This is a genomic window from Gilliamella sp. M0320, from assembly GCF_016101635.1.
In the GTDB taxonomy this organism is placed as follows: domain Bacteria; phylum Pseudomonadota; class Gammaproteobacteria; order Enterobacterales; family Orbaceae; genus Gilliamella; species Gilliamella apis.
In genome coordinates this window covers 15,625-31,641 of sequence record NZ_JACFQD010000008.1, presented here as the reverse complement: position 1 = coordinate 31,641, position 16,017 = coordinate 15,625, and the positions used below count along the sequence as shown (strand labels likewise).

General features: G+C 36.0%; 12 protein-coding genes and 1 riboswitch. Of the genes, 6 read left to right on the top strand and 6 right to left on the bottom strand.

What is annotated here, in order from left to right:
• Nucleotides 1-3: 3 nt before the first annotated feature.
• Nucleotides 4-2,688 carry a ribonuclease E gene (rne, locus tag H3T83_RS09980; protein ID WP_198215678.1) on the bottom strand — a complete coding sequence of 895 codons (2,685 nt, stop codon included), beginning with the start codon at nucleotides 2,686-2,688 and terminating at the stop codon, nucleotides 4-6.
• 742 nt (nucleotides 2,689-3,430) lie between these two features.
• Here rne and syd point away from each other — a divergent pair.
• The 5 genes from syd to gluQRS all read left to right on the top strand — a co-directional run bounded on the left by syd (nucleotide 3,431) and on the right by gluQRS (nucleotide 7,528).
• Nucleotides 3,431-3,964, top strand: coding sequence for a SecY-interacting protein (gene syd / locus H3T83_RS09975; protein WP_198215677.1), 534 nt, complete (start codon nucleotides 3,431-3,433; stop codon nucleotides 3,962-3,964).
• A 129-nt stretch (nucleotides 3,965-4,093) separates the two neighbouring features.
• Nucleotides 4,094-5,269 carry an amino acid aminotransferase gene (locus tag H3T83_RS09970; RefSeq protein ID WP_198215676.1) on the top strand — a complete coding sequence of 392 codons (1,176 nt, stop codon included), beginning with the start codon at nucleotides 4,094-4,096 and terminating at the stop codon, nucleotides 5,267-5,269.
• A 256-nt stretch (nucleotides 5,270-5,525) separates the two neighbouring features.
• The gene (gene folK / locus H3T83_RS09965) at nucleotides 5,526-6,011 is read left to right on the top strand and encodes a 2-amino-4-hydroxy-6-hydroxymethyldihydropteridine diphosphokinase (RefSeq protein WP_065578397.1); all 486 of its coding nucleotides are present in this window, start codon (nucleotides 5,526-5,528) and stop codon (nucleotides 6,009-6,011) included.
• Nucleotides 6,012-6,146: 135 nt separating this feature from the next.
• Nucleotides 6,147-6,602, top strand: a complete 456-nt coding sequence (dksA, locus tag H3T83_RS09960; protein ID WP_065578398.1) for an RNA polymerase-binding protein DksA — start codon at nucleotides 6,147-6,149, stop codon at nucleotides 6,600-6,602.
• A 35-nt stretch (nucleotides 6,603-6,637) separates the two neighbouring features.
• Entirely contained in the window at nucleotides 6,638-7,528 is an 891-nt protein-coding gene (gluQRS, locus tag H3T83_RS09955) for a tRNA glutamyl-Q(34) synthetase GluQRS (protein ID WP_198215675.1), read from the top strand.
• On the opposite strand, the gene moaA is transcribed toward gluQRS, so the two are convergent.
• Nucleotides 7,508-8,482, bottom strand: a complete 975-nt coding sequence (gene moaA / locus H3T83_RS09950; RefSeq protein ID WP_370528038.1) for a GTP 3',8-cyclase MoaA — start codon at nucleotides 8,480-8,482, stop codon at nucleotides 7,508-7,510. The genes gluQRS and moaA overlap by 21 nt on opposite strands.
• Nucleotides 8,480-8,603: riboswitch (molybdenum cofactor riboswitch) on the bottom strand. Its footprint overlaps the gene before it by 3 nt.
• Nucleotides 8,604-9,020: 417 nt before the next feature.
• Between moaA and ppnN the strand changes: the two genes are divergently transcribed.
• Complete coding sequence (gene ppnN / locus H3T83_RS09945) at nucleotides 9,021-10,397, top strand: nucleotide 5'-monophosphate nucleosidase PpnN (RefSeq protein WP_198215674.1); 1,377 nt, start codon at nucleotides 9,021-9,023, stop codon at nucleotides 10,395-10,397.
• A 94-nt stretch (nucleotides 10,398-10,491) separates the two neighbouring features.
• Here ppnN and radA read toward each other — a convergent pair whose 3' ends face one another.
• The 4 genes from radA to H3T83_RS09925 form a co-directional block, all read right to left on the bottom strand.
• On the bottom strand, nucleotides 10,492-11,868 hold the full coding sequence (radA, locus tag H3T83_RS09940; protein ID WP_198215673.1) for a DNA repair protein RadA: 1,377 nt from the start codon (nucleotides 11,866-11,868) through the stop codon (nucleotides 10,492-10,494).
• A 9-nt stretch (nucleotides 11,869-11,877) separates the two neighbouring features.
• Complete coding sequence (gene serB / locus H3T83_RS09935) at nucleotides 11,878-12,852, bottom strand: phosphoserine phosphatase (RefSeq protein WP_198215672.1); 975 nt, start codon at nucleotides 12,850-12,852, stop codon at nucleotides 11,878-11,880.
• Nucleotides 12,853-13,086: 234 nt separating this feature from the next.
• Complete coding sequence (gene rsmB, locus H3T83_RS09930; RefSeq protein WP_198215671.1) at nucleotides 13,087-14,376, bottom strand: 16S rRNA (cytosine(967)-C(5))-methyltransferase RsmB; 1,290 nt, start codon at nucleotides 14,374-14,376, stop codon at nucleotides 13,087-13,089.
• 31 nt (nucleotides 14,377-14,407) lie between these two features.
• Entirely contained in the window at nucleotides 14,408-15,751 is a 1,344-nt protein-coding gene (locus H3T83_RS09925; RefSeq protein WP_065614644.1) for a Na+/H+ antiporter family protein, read from the bottom strand.
• Nucleotides 15,752-16,017: the final 266 nt, after the last annotated feature.

Sequence of the window (16,017 nt, the reverse complement as noted above, 5' to 3'; positions counted from 1 at the left end):
ACACTACTCAGGTATAACCGGTTTACTTGCAGCTGCATAAGCGTGATCTTGTGCACTTAAGCCACCCGCGTTACCTTTACCTTCATAATGATAATCTAACTCTTCGCGAGTTTTTATCCCACTATTAGATTCTACATAATCTGGAGCAGGAGCCTTTGTCATCACTGATGAAGAATAACCAGCAGTCGTTTCTGTTGCAGGCATAGTGACGACTTCATCTGTCTGCGGTTTATTTTCTTGAACATCAATATCAGCTTGAGAGCTTGTTGCTGCTACTTTTGGTTGTTGTGATTTTCGGTCACTAACAACCGCTTTTTCAGCACTATTAGTATTCACCTCATCTTTAATTACGATTGGTAATAAAAGTGAAGGAATGACTGGTACAGCGTTATTTGGTTGTTCACTATTCACTTGACTATAATCAACCGCTACCCGACCTAATGCTAGCTCTAAAGACGCAGCAGCAAATGACAACGGCACTGGCGACTGTTTTAGTTCAGTATTTTTACCACGACGTTTGGTACGCGGTGTATTCATACGCAAATGTCGAGATGTGCGTCGTTGACGTTTTGGTTGTGATTCGCCAACAGCTTTATTTTCACCTGTTTCTGGAACAATAATTGGTAACAATAAAGAAGGAATCACAATACGCTCTTGTTCGTTCTGAACTGGCGCATCACTATTTTTGACCCGAACACTCTTAGTTAAGTTTCGTGGTTGTCTGCGTGGCTTAGCTTCTTTTTGTTTTGGTTGTGCAGTCTCATTAACTACTTTATCTGCCTTGATATTATTCGTTGTATTGGTGTTGCCATTGTTATTTTGTTTGCTACGACGATTATTACGTGTCGGCTCTTTAACTTCTTCAGTAGTTGTATTATTTGCTGCAGCTGCTGCATTATTGTTACGATTATTACGTTGACGTCGATTATTTGAACGTTGATTGTCTCGTCGTCTATTTTGCTGAGGCTTAACTTCAGGTTTTGGAGCCTCTTTTTCAGTCACAAATAGTTGGCGAATCTTTTTAAACAATCCACTAAATAAACCTGTTGATTTCTCAACTTTCTTCGGCTCAGCTTTTGCTTTTGGCGCTTTGCTTGCTTCTACTTTAGGGCCAGATAATACTGCTTCTTCTACCACCAATTCAGTAACTTGATCTTCTTCCTCTTCTTCAAGCTCACGAATCAATTTAGGTAAATTATAGCTTAATACATCGGTCTCTTCACCACGACGTTTACGGATGACTTTATAAAGCGGTGTTTCCATCTCTTCATCACCAGCAATAACGATTTTAACATCTGGATGCATTCTTTCGATATTGGTAATGGCTCGACGTTTTTCATTAAGCAAATAACTTGCAATTGGCACTGGCACAATCACATCAATCTGCACGGTATTATCTTTCATCGCTTCTTCTTGAATTAAGCGAAGAATTGACAGTGATAATGAGTTATTATCACGAACCGTACCTGTCCCTTGACAACGAGGACAAATATGGTGAGTGGCCTCACGCAACGAAGGGCTTAAACGTTGACGAGACATCTCAAGTAGACCAAAACGAGAAATACGTGTGGTTTGAATTCTTGCTCGGTCAGTTTTCATCGCCTCTTTCAAACGATTTTCGACTTCACGCTGATTACGGATTGGCGTCATATCGATAAAATCGATCACAATTAAACCACCTAAATCACGCAAGCGTAATTGACGAGCAATCTCTTCCGCTGCTTCAAGGTTAGTATTAAATGCAGTCTCTTCAATATCGCTACCACGGATAGATTTCGCTGAGTTGATATCAATAGCGGTTAATGCTTCGGTCGCATCAATAACAATAGAGCCACCAGATGGTAATCGAACTTCACGTTGGAATGCTGATTCAATCTGCCCTTCAATTTGGAAATGATTGAATAATGGTACATCACCCTCATAAAGTTTTAGGCGACTAACATACTCAACTCGGCCTAAATCAGCTAATCGTTTTTTAGCAATTTCAAGTACTTTTGGATTATCAATGAGAATATCACCAACATCATCACGGAGGTAATCACGGAATGCGCGAGTAATAATATCGCTTTCTTTATGGATTAGACTTGGCGCTGGATGATTTTTAGATTCATTTTGAATCGCAGTCCAATAATTGACCAAAGCATTCAAATCCTGTTGCAACTCTTCTTGGCTTTTACCAACACCAGCGGTTCTAGCAATAACGCCCATACCTTTTGGCTTTTCCAACGCATCAATAATACGCTTAAGATCAGCACGCTCTTCACCTTCAATTCGACGAGAAACACCACCGGCTCTAGGATCATTTGGCATTAAAACTAAATAGCTACCAGCTAAACTAATATAAGTCGTTAAAGCGGCACCTTTTTTACCACGAATTTCTTTTTCTATTTGAATAAGAACTTCTTGGCCTTCTTGTAAATGTTTAATACTACGACGACCAGAGATATTGGAAGGGAAATAGCTTTCAGCAATCTCTTTTAGAGGTAAAAAACCATCTCGTTCTCCACCGTAAGAGACAAATGCAGCTTCTAAACTGGGATTGATTTTAGTGATTTTGCCTTTATAAATATTGGCTTTTTTTTGTTCGTGACCAAGGCTTTCGATATCTAAATCATACAAGCGTTGGCCATCAACAAGGGCAACACGCAGCTCTTCTTGCTGGGTTGCGTTGATTAGCATTCTTTTCATTATTCTACACTCTTCATTAATCTAAATTAACTGTAGGTAGAATTTTATTATTAACAATAACCGCTTATTTTTAACAATGATAAACAATAGTACTTACTTAAATATTTTTTATACCGTATTCATTATTTTATTTGTGTTATTTTTGTTATTATTTTATGTGAAATCAGTATAACTTATCCAACATCAATACACTTTTTAGAGGTAATATTACATTCAAAACACCTATACACTTTTTGAACACCACTAAATATACAATTATTGATATTATTTCAATGATGAGTTTGCAAATTCTATTTTTCTACAATTTAACAAACCACTAAATCTTTATATGATTGTTTAAAATAAACATATTAATTAATTATAATAATTCTACTTACGCTATTTTATTTTGACAAACTGTAATGTCTAACGCCATTGCTGCATTACATGGATAAAATATCCATGTCTATTATTCACGTTTCAGCAACGGATAGCAAGCAAATTAAACTGACTATTTTATAAACAATTTAATGCTGGTTTTGTACTACCTTAAAATTAGACTGAAAATACAATAAAAAAAAGCTTTGATCACTAATTTTTCATCATTTAATTGTCGATAAATTCGGCAAATTTTTTACATCGATTTATAACGCATTTTATGAATTTAAAAACTTAACTTTAACAATTGTATATATGCCAATTTGATCCGTATAATATTAAACAACTATCGATTATAAAATAAACTATGAGATAATATTTAGTTATGGAAGCGCCTGAAAAAATAGCATTGATTGATTTTACCCAGCGTTGGATCGCTCAATTTGAAAAAGCTCCACAAAGTGAAGAATTACACGGTTTACCCTCGCCTTGCATTATCAAAACTGAAAATCTTGCCGTTTATTGGCAACCCTTTTTACTTAATCCACCAAGAGATTTAACCATCGCAGAACAAGTTATTAACTTCAGAATCCACCCAAGTGCACATATATTTTACGGCACACAATATGCTGCAAATCTGACAGCAAAATTTGCTGACGTTAATTTAATTTTGTTGCAAGCGTGGAATGATGATGACTTTTCAAATTTAGAAAAAAATTTAATTGCTCACCTATCGCAACAAAAAAAATTAAAGCGAACGCCGACCATTTTTATCGCCTCAACCAATGAAGATACTGAAATCGTCGCATTAAATAATTTGACAGGCGAAGTGGTTAAAGAAGATTTAATAACTGGGCAATTGACAACATTATCATCTAATTTAGCAACATTTCTTGAAAAACTTATCGTTATAACATAATAATTAGCTTTCGATAATTACTAAGCTGTGGTAAAAATGAGGCTCAACCTCATTGTGGTTTACAAATTGTAACTTGCCAAACAATGTGTATATAATGCAATAAGTGTCACTTAAAGAAATAGGTAACTTATGTTTGAATATTTATTAGCAGCACCGGCAGATCCTATTTTAGGTTTAGCGGATCTCTACAACAAGGATGAACGCACTAACAAAATTAATTTAAGTGTAGGTGTTTATAAAGATGAGACCACCAAAACACCTATTTTAGAAAGTGTAAAAAAAGCTGAGCATCTATTGCTAGATGATGAAACCACCAAAAGCTATTTACCCATTGATGGTGTTAATTCATTTAATATTGCCACTCAAATCTTATTATTCGGTAGTGAAAATCAACGAGCGAGAACTGCACAAGCCCCTGGCGGAACCGGTGCATTACGCATTATGGCAGATTTTTTATCTCGCCGTACGAAAATAAAACGAGTATGGATAAGCAATCCATCGTGGCCTAATCATCGCAGCGTTTTTCAAACTGCGGGATTAGAAGTTCGCGAATACCGTTATTATGATGCTCAAACTCGAAGCCTAGATTTTGATAGTTTAATGAGTGATTTAAATCAAGTTGTCGCCGGCGAAGCCGTGCTATTTCATGGTTGCTGCCATAACCCTACTGGTATCGATCCGACTCCAGAACAATGGCAAGCGATTTCAGAGTTAGCCTTAAAAAATGGTTGGTTACCACTATTTGACCTCGCTTATCAAGGGTTTGGCCAAGGTATAGAAGAAGACGTATATGGACTTAGATTGTTTGCGAATAATCAACCTGAACTACTAATCGCTAGCTCTTACTCAAAAAATTTCGGTCTATATAATGAGCGTGTTGGTGCATTCACTTTAATTGCTGCGGATAGCGAAATTGCCGATCGGGCATTTAGTCAAGTCAAAACCATTATCAGAGCCAACTACTCTAATCCTCCAGCCCATGGTGCTCAGATTGTCTCTTATATATTAAACAATGCTGAATTAAAAGAAGAGTGGATTGATGAATTAACAGGCATGCGTCAACGTATTCATCGTATGCGCCAACTATTTGTGAAAACTTTACAAGATAAAGGTGCCAACCAAGATTTTAGTTTTATTGCCAAACAAAATGGTATGTTTTCATTTAGTGGTTTAACTGAAGAACAAGTACTTAAATTGCGTAATGATTATGGTATTTATATTGTTAATTCAGGACGAATCAATGTCGCCGGAATGACTATCGATAATATGTCTAGACTTTGTGAATCAATTGTCGAAGTTTTATAGTATAAACTAAAATAACGTATATTCTTCATAATTGGATGTGTTTATGGTTTAATTGAACCAAATTCACATCCAGTTTTTAGTAAAAATATCATAAAAAAATGACAATAAATAGATAGTTATAAAACTCAAAAAAACCGCTCCTCAATTTTTTTCAAAAATTTAATTGAAACATTATTCTATTTCCTTTGTTAGTTACTAACTTGTTTATATGTTAAAATATCACTATGTTTTAACATCACCTCAATTGAATCTAATTATGTCAATTTGTTATATTGCCTTAGGCAGTAATCTTAACGATCCATTAGAACAAACTAATCAAGCTATTGCAGCCTTAAAACAATTACCTGAAACAGTTGTTTCTGATATTTCACCATTTTATCGTAGCAAACCATTGGGACCACAAGATCAAAATGATTATCTCAATGCAGTCATAAAATTAACCACGTCTCTGACACCAATAGCACTATTAGATCATTTACAAACCATTGAGAAGTCACAAGGTAGAGTCCGTAAAGAAAATCGTTGGGGAGCAAGAACATTAGATTTAGATATATTGTTATATGATGACTTAGTTATAAATACAGAAAGGCTTACCATACCACACTATCATATGAAAAAGAGAGAATTTGTACTTTATCCTTTATTTGATATTTCACCTGATCTGATATTACCTGATAACGATAAGCTGTTTAATTTATTAACAAAATGTCCCATGAATGGATTAAAAAAATGGCATGAATAATTAATCTTATTAATAACCATATAGTTGTAAATTTTTATAGTCTAAATGCCAAAAAATAATAAAAAAAATTTGCCAAAGCCTAAATTATTGCTATAGTTTACCGCTCGCAAATAATCTGTACTTAAGGGGATTGCTGTGAAAAAGGAACAAAAAGTAAATACATCTTCTCTTAGCCTACTTGCTATTGCAGGGCTTGAGCCTTATAAAGAGGCAAAAGGTGAGGAGTACATGAATCCTAAGCAATTAAAACATTTCAAACTTATCTTAGAAGCATGGCTGTCACAGTTACAAGGTGAAATGGGTAAAACAGTTTCTCACATGCAAGATGAGGCTGCAAATTTCCCAGATCCGGCTGACCGCGCTACTCAAGAAGAAGAGTTTAGCTTAGAATTAAGAGCGCGTGACAGAGAACGCAAATTGATCAAAAAAATTGAAAAGACATTAAAGAAGATTGAAACCGATGATTTTGGTTTTTGTGAATCATGTGGTGTTGAAATTGGTATTCGTCGTTTAGAAGCAAGACCGACAGCTGATTTATGTATCGATTGTAAAACATTAGCTGAACTTCGTGAAAAACAAATGGGTATATAATTTCCATTTAAACCGTTGTTTTATTCAATACGCCCATGCAATATATTGGTCGTTTTGCCCCCTCACCATCTGGACCATTACATTTTGGTTCTTTGGTGACGGCTCTCGGTAGTTACTTACAAGCCAAAGCCAATTTTGGTAAGTGGCTTGTTCGCATTGAAGATATTGACCCACCACGGCAAGTCAAAGGCGCCGCATCGTTAATATTAAAAACCTTAGAGGCTTTCGAGCTGTATTGGGATGACCAAGTTTTATATCAATCAAATTGTAGTGAGCGTTATCGAGCCGTACTACAATCACTTATTACTCAGCAAAAAGCTTATTATTGTGATTGTACCAGACAAAGGATCCATAATCTTAGCAATGGGATATATGATGGCTTTTGTCGTGAGCGACATTTAGCATCCACTAGCCAACAGCAATGTGCTATTCGATTAAAGCAAAGTCAGCCAGTTTTTTCTTTCGATGATAAAATTCGTGGTCAACAAACTATTGATTCCGCTAATGCTTTAGAGGATTTTATTATTCATCGTAAAGATGGTCTATTTGCTTATAATTTAGTTGTAGTATTGGATGATAATTATCAAGGAATAACTGAAATTGTTCGCGGTGCAGATCTACTGCCGGTGACCGCTAAACAAATTTCGCTTTATCGATTATTTAATTTTACTATCCCCAATTACTGCCATTTACCATTGGCTTTAGATAGTCATGGTAATAAACTGTCAAAACAGAACCATGCTAGCCCGATTGATAGTAAAAAAGCGAATTTATTAACCGCACAAGCATTACAGTTTTTAGGTCAACAATTACCTGAAAGCTGGCAAGATGCCTCACAAACACAGTTATTAGATTGGGCAATCACTCACTGGAAAATTAACCAAGTACCGAAACAAAACAGAGTGTTAACCTCCGATATAAGATAAATTAGGTGTAATACCTAGATTATGTTCATGTAATAAATGTTTTTCCGGTTTTATTAATAGCGAAGCTAACACTCGTGCCTTAAGTTGTGCTTTCTGTTTTGGACTGCTTAGCAAATCTCGTAAATCAACTGCGGCATCACCAAACAGGCAATAATGAAGTTTACCAAGCGATGAAACTCGTAACCGGTTGCAACTTTTACAAAAATCCTGCGAATACGGCATAATTAGACCAATTTTCCCCTGATAATCACTATGAGCATAAACTTTAGCAGGGCCAGATAATGCCTCTTTTGCTTGTAATTGCCAACCTTGTTCAACAAGTTGAGATTCCATCGCTTGACCAGCTAAATGATAATGATTAAATAATTGACGGCTTTCGGTTGTTTCCATCAGTTCAATAAAACGTAATTCTACTGGCCGGTGTTTAATCCAAGCTAAATAATCACTCAGATGATCATTCATATTTTTCATTAGAACAGTATTAATTTTAACTTTCTCAATACCAACATCTAATGATTTTTCAACTCCTTGCATTAACTCTTGCAGTTTGTCTTGGCCAGTTATTCGTTTAAAAATATAAGGAGAAAAACTATCAATACTAATATTAATAGCATTAAGCCCAGCTTGTTGCCAATAATGGACATTTTTTAATAATCGTGAGCCATTGGTGGTAATTGCCAATTGTTTAATACTTGGATAAGCCGAAATAATTGACAAAATATCCATAAAATCTCGACGCAAAGTCGGTTCGCCACCAGTTAAGCGAATTTTATGCACACCGAGTTCGGTAAATGTTGATATGACATTATCAATTTCATTTAACGATAAAAATTTATGATCTTTATTAGGTCGATATCCATTAGGTAAACAATACTGACATTGAAAGTTACATAGTTCAGTAATTGATAAACGCAAATATTGAAAGCGACGCTGATAATTATCCACTAATTGCATATATATAATAAACACCTTATCCAAATCGGGAAGCATAGCCATTTCTGAGCTATACCGCGGCTAAATTACCATATGAATAATATTATCACTTAGGCAAAGTAGCTTCAGAGTTTGGTTTAGTCTAGCATAGCGTTTATTTTTTGACTATGGACAATTATTTAATATCAATCTAATAAAAAACAATTTATTTTTAACTAACATCCAATATGGTTATTACTATACTCAGTATCGATAACGCTAAGCTAATCAGGTAATGTCCTTGTTTAGCTGACTGACTCTACCTTTAAGTAAACAAAAATCTGTTTTCATTGATGACACACTTATTTAATAATTAAAATTGCGATAATTTTTTACTACAATGATATTTAAATCATTGGTTAATGTAATATTGAAAAATTCAATTTGAAAAAATAGTTACATATTTTCATGTTAAATTAATTTAATTGATAAATTAGGTTATTATCAGCTTTACTTATTTTTTATTCTGTTTGAATATATAATGATTTTTTGTCGATAAAACCGTCAAATGGAGGTTGTGATGATTACCCATATTAGTCCATTAGGATCAATGGATCTACTTGCTCAAGCAGAAGTCGATATTCTGAAAAAATCAGCAAATAGTGAACTATACCAATTATTTAGAAATTGTTCACTAGCCACACTCAATGCAGGTAGCAAAACGGATAATACTCAAGAATTATTGGATAGATTTAAATCTTTCGAAATTAACGTTATCAGCAAAGAACGAGGGGTCAAATTAGAGCTTATTGATGCTCCTGAAACCGCATTTGTCGACAAAAAAATTATTCGCTCCATTCAAGCCAATCTATTTGCGGTATTGCGTGATATCCTGTTTTTAAATAGCCAAATTAGTGCAATTAGACATTTGGTGCCTAATGATAAACTGGAAAAAGAACACTCCTATTACATCACCAATCTTGTTTTCTCAATTTTACGTAATGCCAATGCCTTACATGTGGGTGAAGAACCTAATTTAATTGTCTGTTGGGGTGGGCATTCCATTAACGAAAGTGAATATTATTATGCTCGTCAAGTTGGTATGCAACTAGGACTGCGCGAACTCAATATCTGCACAGGCTGTGGACCGGGTATTATGGAAGCACCTATGAAAGGGGCTGCGGTTGGGCACGCTCAACAACGGATCAAAGATAGTCGCTTTATTGGTATGACCGAGCCATCCATTATTGCCGCAGAGCCACCAAATGCACTGGTTAATGAACTTATTATAATGCCGGATATTGAAAAAAGACTTGAAGCCTTTGTGCGTATGGCGCATGGTATTGTTATTTTTCCTGGAGGCCCAGGTACCGCGGAAGAATTGCTTTATATTTTGGGGATTATGCTCAATCCTGCCAATAAAAATCAAACTTTACCAATTATTTTAACTGGTCCCAAAGAGTGTGAAGATTATTTTGCTGCAATTGACCAATTTATCCGCAATACCTTAGGAGAAGAAGCAACTAAACTGTATGAAATTATCATTGATTCGCCAGAACAAGTCGCTCGCATCATGAAACATGGCGTCAAACAGGTTAAATCATCACGTTTAGCAACTGGAGATGCTTACGGATTTAACTGGTTACTTAAAATCGATGAATCATTACAGCATCCATTTGAACCAACCCATGAAAATATGGCATCACTTAACCTACATAAAAATCAACCTGTTGAAATGTTAGCAGCTGACTTACGTCGAGCTTTCTCAGGTATCGTAGCCGGTAATGTAAAAGAATTCGGTATGAAGCAAATTGCCGAACATGGACGCTATAAGTTACAAGGTGATCCAGAGATTATGAAACAATTAGATAATTTACTGCTTAGCTATGTTAAACAAGACCGTATGAAGCTACCTGGAGGTAGTGCTTACCAACCTTGTTATGAAATTTGTTATTAACGCTAAAATTAAATAACTTCTTTTCCGCCGATAGTTAAATTCTAAGACTAAATTGCAAAATTAAATCGGCGGAATATTTTCAACAAGAAAAACCCTACAAATCACTTAAAATATCTAGTGCTTCAGATACTTTCTTAACCGCAAAGATCTGCATATTTTCTGGTTTCTTTTTCGGCATATTGGCAATAGGTACTATCGCTTTTTTAAAGCCATGTTTAGCCGCTTCTGAAATACGCTCTTGGCCACTTGGTACCGGTCTGATTTCACCACCTAATCCTATTTCACCAAAAATTACCACATCTTGTGGTAAAGGACGATTACGAAAACTCGATACCAATGCGGCAATTAATGCTAGATCAGCGCTCGTTTCAGTCACTTTTACCCCACCGACAACATTAACAAAAATATCCTGATCGGCCATTTGTAAACCACCATGACGATGTAAAACAGCCAATAACAGTGCCAATCGGTTCTGATCAAGCCCGACAGTTACTCGTCTTGGATTGCCATAAACAGAGTGATCAACTAACGCTTGGATCTCAACTAATAATGGCCGAGTGCCTTCCCACAGCACCATTACTGAACTACCAGATAACATCTCTTCACCACGACTTAAAAAGATTGCTGACGGATTACTAACCTCTTTCAAGCCTTGTTCGGTCATGGCAAACACACCAAGTTCATTTACGGCACCAAAACGATTTTTATGGCTACGCAAAGTACGAAATCGAGAATCAGCATCGCCATCGAGTAAAATCGAGCAGTCAATACAGTGTTCAAGGACTTTAGGCCCAGCCAGTGATCCATCTTTAGTCACATGGCCAACCATGATAATGGCAATTCCTTTGGTTTTGGCAAACCGGGTTAAATAAGCTGCTGTTTCACGAACTTGTGCCACACTACCCGGTGAAGATTGAATATCAGCAAGATGCATCACTTGAATTGAATCGATAACCATTAATTTTGGTTGAGATTGTTCGGCCAATAAACAGATCTGCTCGATACTGGTTTCAGACAACATATTAATATTATCAGTAGGTAAACCTAAACGATGGGCACGCATCGCCACTTGTTGCAGTGACTCTTCACCAGTAACATAGAGTGTATTCATTTGTGCAGACAATTTACTCATGGTTTGCAATAACAAAGTACTTTTACCGGCACCAGGATTACCACCAATTAAGATTGCACTACCTGGTACCACGCCACCACCAAGTACGCGGTCAAATTCAGAAAATCCAGTTGAAAACCGAGGTAAAGCCTCTAAACTAATTTCAGATAATTTTTGGATTCTAGTTTGCCCGGCGCCACCTGCATAACCGGTTAATCGATCATTACGTGACGAAGTACTCGCTAACCTTACTTCAGTAATCGTATTCCAAGCATGACAAGCACTACATTGACCTTGCCAACGAGGATAGTCGGCGCCACAATCATTACATACATAAGCGCGCTTTACGGTTTTGGCCAAATTTTTCTCCTAACCTTCACTTAGTAAACTGGTTGATAAGATGCACCATAAACCAGTTAAATCGGCATAATTGATACTAATTCTAGCTTTTTCAACGACTTTAGGTTTACCGTGATAAGCAACACCAAGTCCAGCAATTCTAATCATCATTAAATCATTGGCGCCATCACCTATCGCAACAGTCTGCTCAATAGGAATATCTAAAGAGGTAGCTAATTGTTGCAAGGTTCGAGCTTTATATTTAGCATCAACAATTTGGCCGATCACTTTACCAGTTAGCTTACCATTTTTAATTTCTAACTCATTAGCATGAGCAGCAACCAGTTTCAACTTCTGTTTTAAATGGTCAGCAAAATAGGTAAATCCTCCAGAAACAATAGCAACGTGCCAATTTTTTTTATGTAGCTCTTTAACTAAATAAGTTAATCCCGGCGTTAGCGGTAGTGCTTTTTTTACTTGCTCTAAAATATCTTGTGGTGCACCAGTTAACGTTGCTACGCGTTTGCGTAAACTGGTGGCAAAATCAAGTTCACCTCGCATAGCAAGTTCAGTAACTGTAGCAACTTGTTCACCAACACCTTGTAGCTTTGCCAATTCATCGATACATTCAATACCAATTGCGGTTGAATCCATATCCATAACCAATAAGCCAGGAGAATGTAAGGTTGGTAAATTATCGATTGGTGCAACATCAATCCCTAAGCTTAACGAAATCGATTTGGCTTTTTTCGGCATTACCCCTGCAATACGCACAATTTGATAGGTTTTAATTTTCCATGAAGAAACCACAACCATCGGCATTGCTAGCTGTCTTTGAAATTTTGACAGCAAGGTTTTATTTAACTTTTTACCATAAATAATCCAACCGGTTTTTCCGGCATTGTAATCTAATGGAACGACCTCACAACCATTTAAAGATAAAGGTAAACCTTGCCAATATTGTATATTTTCGGGGAGATCACTATAGGTTAATGTGTAAGCCATATTTCGAGAGTCTTAAAAGTACAAAACAGATTCGGAATTTACCATATCTGCCAAAAATTGTCCAAGTAACGATGATAAGATGTTATTGATTAAATTTTATGGTTAAAAAAAACCCCGTTCCTCAAAAATTTATGAGTCAGAATTTAATTCATCATTAATTATTGCAAACCAACTAACAATTAAAAAGGCAAAAATGACAACTAAATTGCTTTACCCCATAAACATAACTAATAACTATTCTTTCCTTAATACAGCATAGAAAAAACCGTCACCAGCCAATTCCGTCGGTAAAAACTGCTTAAGTTCTCCCTGCTGTTTGGCGTTGGGGGTTTGTTGTAAAAAACGGGCAATTTGTAACTTATTCTCCTCTGGCAATACGGAGCAAGTGGCATAAACTAAGGTGCCACCTGTTTTTAAATAAGGCCAGATACGTGTCAAAATAGCATATTGTAGTTCGGTGAGCTGAGCGATATCGCTATCACGTCGTAACCATTTTATATCAGGATGACGACGAATAACCCCGGTAGCCGAACACGGAGCATCAAGCAAGATGCGATCAAACTGACGCCCATCACACCACTTCTCAGGGGTTAAACCATCACCAACTTTGACTTGTGCATGTTGTTTTAGGCGTGTTAAATTTTCATCAATTCGTTTAACTCGGTTGGCATCAACATCTACAGCTAATACATTAGCTGTTGGCGCAAGTTCTAAAATATGAGTGGTTTTACCGCCAGGAGCGGCACACATATCTAAAATTTGCTCACCATTTTTAGGTGCTAATAGATAAGCCGCATATTGTGCTGATAAATCTTGTACGGTTACCGCTCCTTCAGCAAAAAACGGTAACTTAGTCACATTTACCGCCGTAGTTAAGCGAATAGCACAAGGAATATCAGCACAAGTCTCGGAAACAATTTGTTGTTTTTCAAGTAATTGTTGGTATTCACTAACCGAATAATGGTTAAGATTAACTCGTAACCACATCGGTGGTTTCTGATTATTCGCATTAACAATTGCTTGCCACTGTTCTGGATAAGCTGATTTTAAACGATTTAATAACCAACTAGGATGTAAGGTCTGACTAATTTGTTGTTTACTATCTTGCTGAAATTTTTGTTTTAATGACAACTGTTGGCGTAAAAATTCACGTAAAACGCCATTAATCACACCTTTTAATTGCGGTTTTTTTAAATCATTAACCGCACCTACTGTTTCACCTACAGCGGCATGTTCAGGAATTCGGGTATAAAGAATTTGGTACAATCCAGTTAACAATAGGTAATGTAAAATTCTATTTTTTCCAGTTAAGACCTTGCTCATTAAGTTATGAATATAAAAATCTAGTTCTGGTAGCACTCGCATTACACCAAAACAGATCTCTTGCACTAGTGCTTTGTCTTTATCAGCAACTTGATGATTCAAAGAGGCTAAAGCCGTACTAAGTGATTGTCCTTCTTCAAGTACCGCAAAAATAGCTTTTGCACAAAGCGCACGAATATTTCGGTATGACTTTTTATTCATAACTAATAATAGCCTTAATTCTTTTGATTGTTTAAAGAATCAATGATCCCACCCATCCAGCAATAAATAACGGAATATTGAAATGGGTAAAGGTTGGAATAACACTGTCTCTAATATGGTCATGCTGTCCATCACTATTTAAACCAGCAGATGTGGCTAAAATAGTATCTGAAGGTGGTGAACCGGCATCACCGATAGCTCCTGATGCACCAATTAAACAAACGGTCGCAATTGGTGAAAATCCTAATTGAACGCATAACGGAACATAAATTGCTGCAATAATTGGAACAGTAGAAAATGATGAGCCAATTCCCAGCGTAATGACCAAACCAACTAACATCATCATGAAAGAGGCCACGACTTTGTTACCAGCAAATAACGCTGCACTATTAATGACTAAAGGTTCTATTTCATGCGTCTGTTTTAATACTTCGGCAAATCCTTGCGCAGATATCATCACAAAACCAATCATTGCCATCATTTTGATACCATCGGTGAAGATTCCGTCCGCTTCGCCCCATTTGATTGAACCTGAAACAATAAAGCAAATAAAACCAATTAACGCGCCTAATATCATCGATCCAGTACAAAGTTGCACGGTAAAAGAAAGAATAATCGCTAATAATGAAATAATAAGTGAACGAACACTTACATTACTAAACTGTTCGGCATGGCTCTCTTCACGGATAAGTTCATACTGTCTCGGTTTACGATAACTGACAAAAATAGCCCATAGTAAACCAACAAACATACCGAAAGCTGGAATAGCCATAGCATGCATGACATTAACATGACTAACATCCATCCCCGATGAAATAATATTTTTTAACAAAATTTGATTTAGAAAGATATTACCGAATCCGACCGGTAAAAACATATATGGCGTAATCAAACCAAATGTCATAATACACGCAATCATTCGTCTATCTAGTTGTAATCTCGACATCACATATAAAAGTGGTGGAATTAATAGCGGAATAAAGGCGATATGAATTGGAATAATATTCTGTGAGGAAATACTAACTAACCCGATAATAATAATTAATAACCATTTAATTCGTGTTTTGGCATCATTAGTAGTTAATTGTTTAATGGCTTTATCAGCTAATAATTCTGGTAAACCTGATTTAGAAATAGCCACCGCAAACGCACCTAACATAGCATAAGATAAGGCAATATTAGCCCCATTACTAATACCTGTATTAAAAGCGTCTATGGTCTCTTTTAGGGTTAGATGACTGCATAAACCACCTGCAAATGCACCAATAATTAAGCTAATTACCACATGAACTCGGCAAAGCGAAAGTACTAACATTAAAATAACAGCAACAACAACTGCATTTACTGAGGAAAACAGCTCAAGAATAGTATTCATAAATAGATTCTTCGTAGCGAGATAAAGGTGGTTATTCTAGGCGATAGCTATTTAAAGTGCAATTGTTAGTATACGCTTACTCGCATAGAGCTTTTTTAATCATCAATTAACTGACCATATTAAAATGTGAATTAATAAAACAAATAATATTGTTAATCTTTAGGTTGTAGCACACTTGATCTCGTGTCATTATAAAAGCAATAGCAAAACTGAGATTACAATTAAATAATTATCCTATTGAATTAAATAAGCTAAGGTCAACATTG

What these genes read in the sequence shown, in the direction of transcription:
- rne (WP_198215678.1), bottom strand. Translation starts at nt 2,688, where the DNA reads ATGAAAAGAATGCTAATCAACGCAACCCAGCAAGAAGAGCTGCGTGTT.
- serB (WP_198215672.1), bottom strand. Translation starts at nt 12,852, where the DNA reads ATGGCTTACACATTAACCTATAGTGATCTCCCCGAAAATATACAATAT.
- folK (WP_065578397.1), top strand. Translation starts at nt 5,526, where the DNA reads ATGTCAATTTGTTATATTGCCTTAGGCAGTAATCTTAACGATCCATTA.
- ppnN (WP_198215674.1), top strand. Translation starts at nt 9,021, where the DNA reads ATGATTACCCATATTAGTCCATTAGGATCAATGGATCTACTTGCTCAA.
- H3T83_RS09925 (WP_065614644.1), bottom strand. Translation starts at nt 15,751, where the DNA reads ATGAATACTATTCTTGAGCTGTTTTCCTCAGTAAATGCAGTTGTTGTT.
- gluQRS (WP_198215675.1), top strand. Translation starts at nt 6,638, where the DNA reads ATGCAATATATTGGTCGTTTTGCCCCCTCACCATCTGGACCATTACAT.
- moaA (WP_370528038.1), bottom strand. Translation starts at nt 8,482, where the DNA reads ATGCAATTAGTGGATAATTATCAGCGTCGCTTTCAATATTTGCGTTTA.
- syd (WP_198215677.1), top strand. Translation starts at nt 3,431, where the DNA reads ATGGAAGCGCCTGAAAAAATAGCATTGATTGATTTTACCCAGCGTTGG.
- rsmB (WP_198215671.1), bottom strand. Translation starts at nt 14,376, where the DNA reads ATGAATAAAAAGTCATACCGAAATATTCGTGCGCTTTGTGCAAAAGCT.
- H3T83_RS09970 (WP_198215676.1), top strand. Translation starts at nt 4,094, where the DNA reads ATGTTTGAATATTTATTAGCAGCACCGGCAGATCCTATTTTAGGTTTA.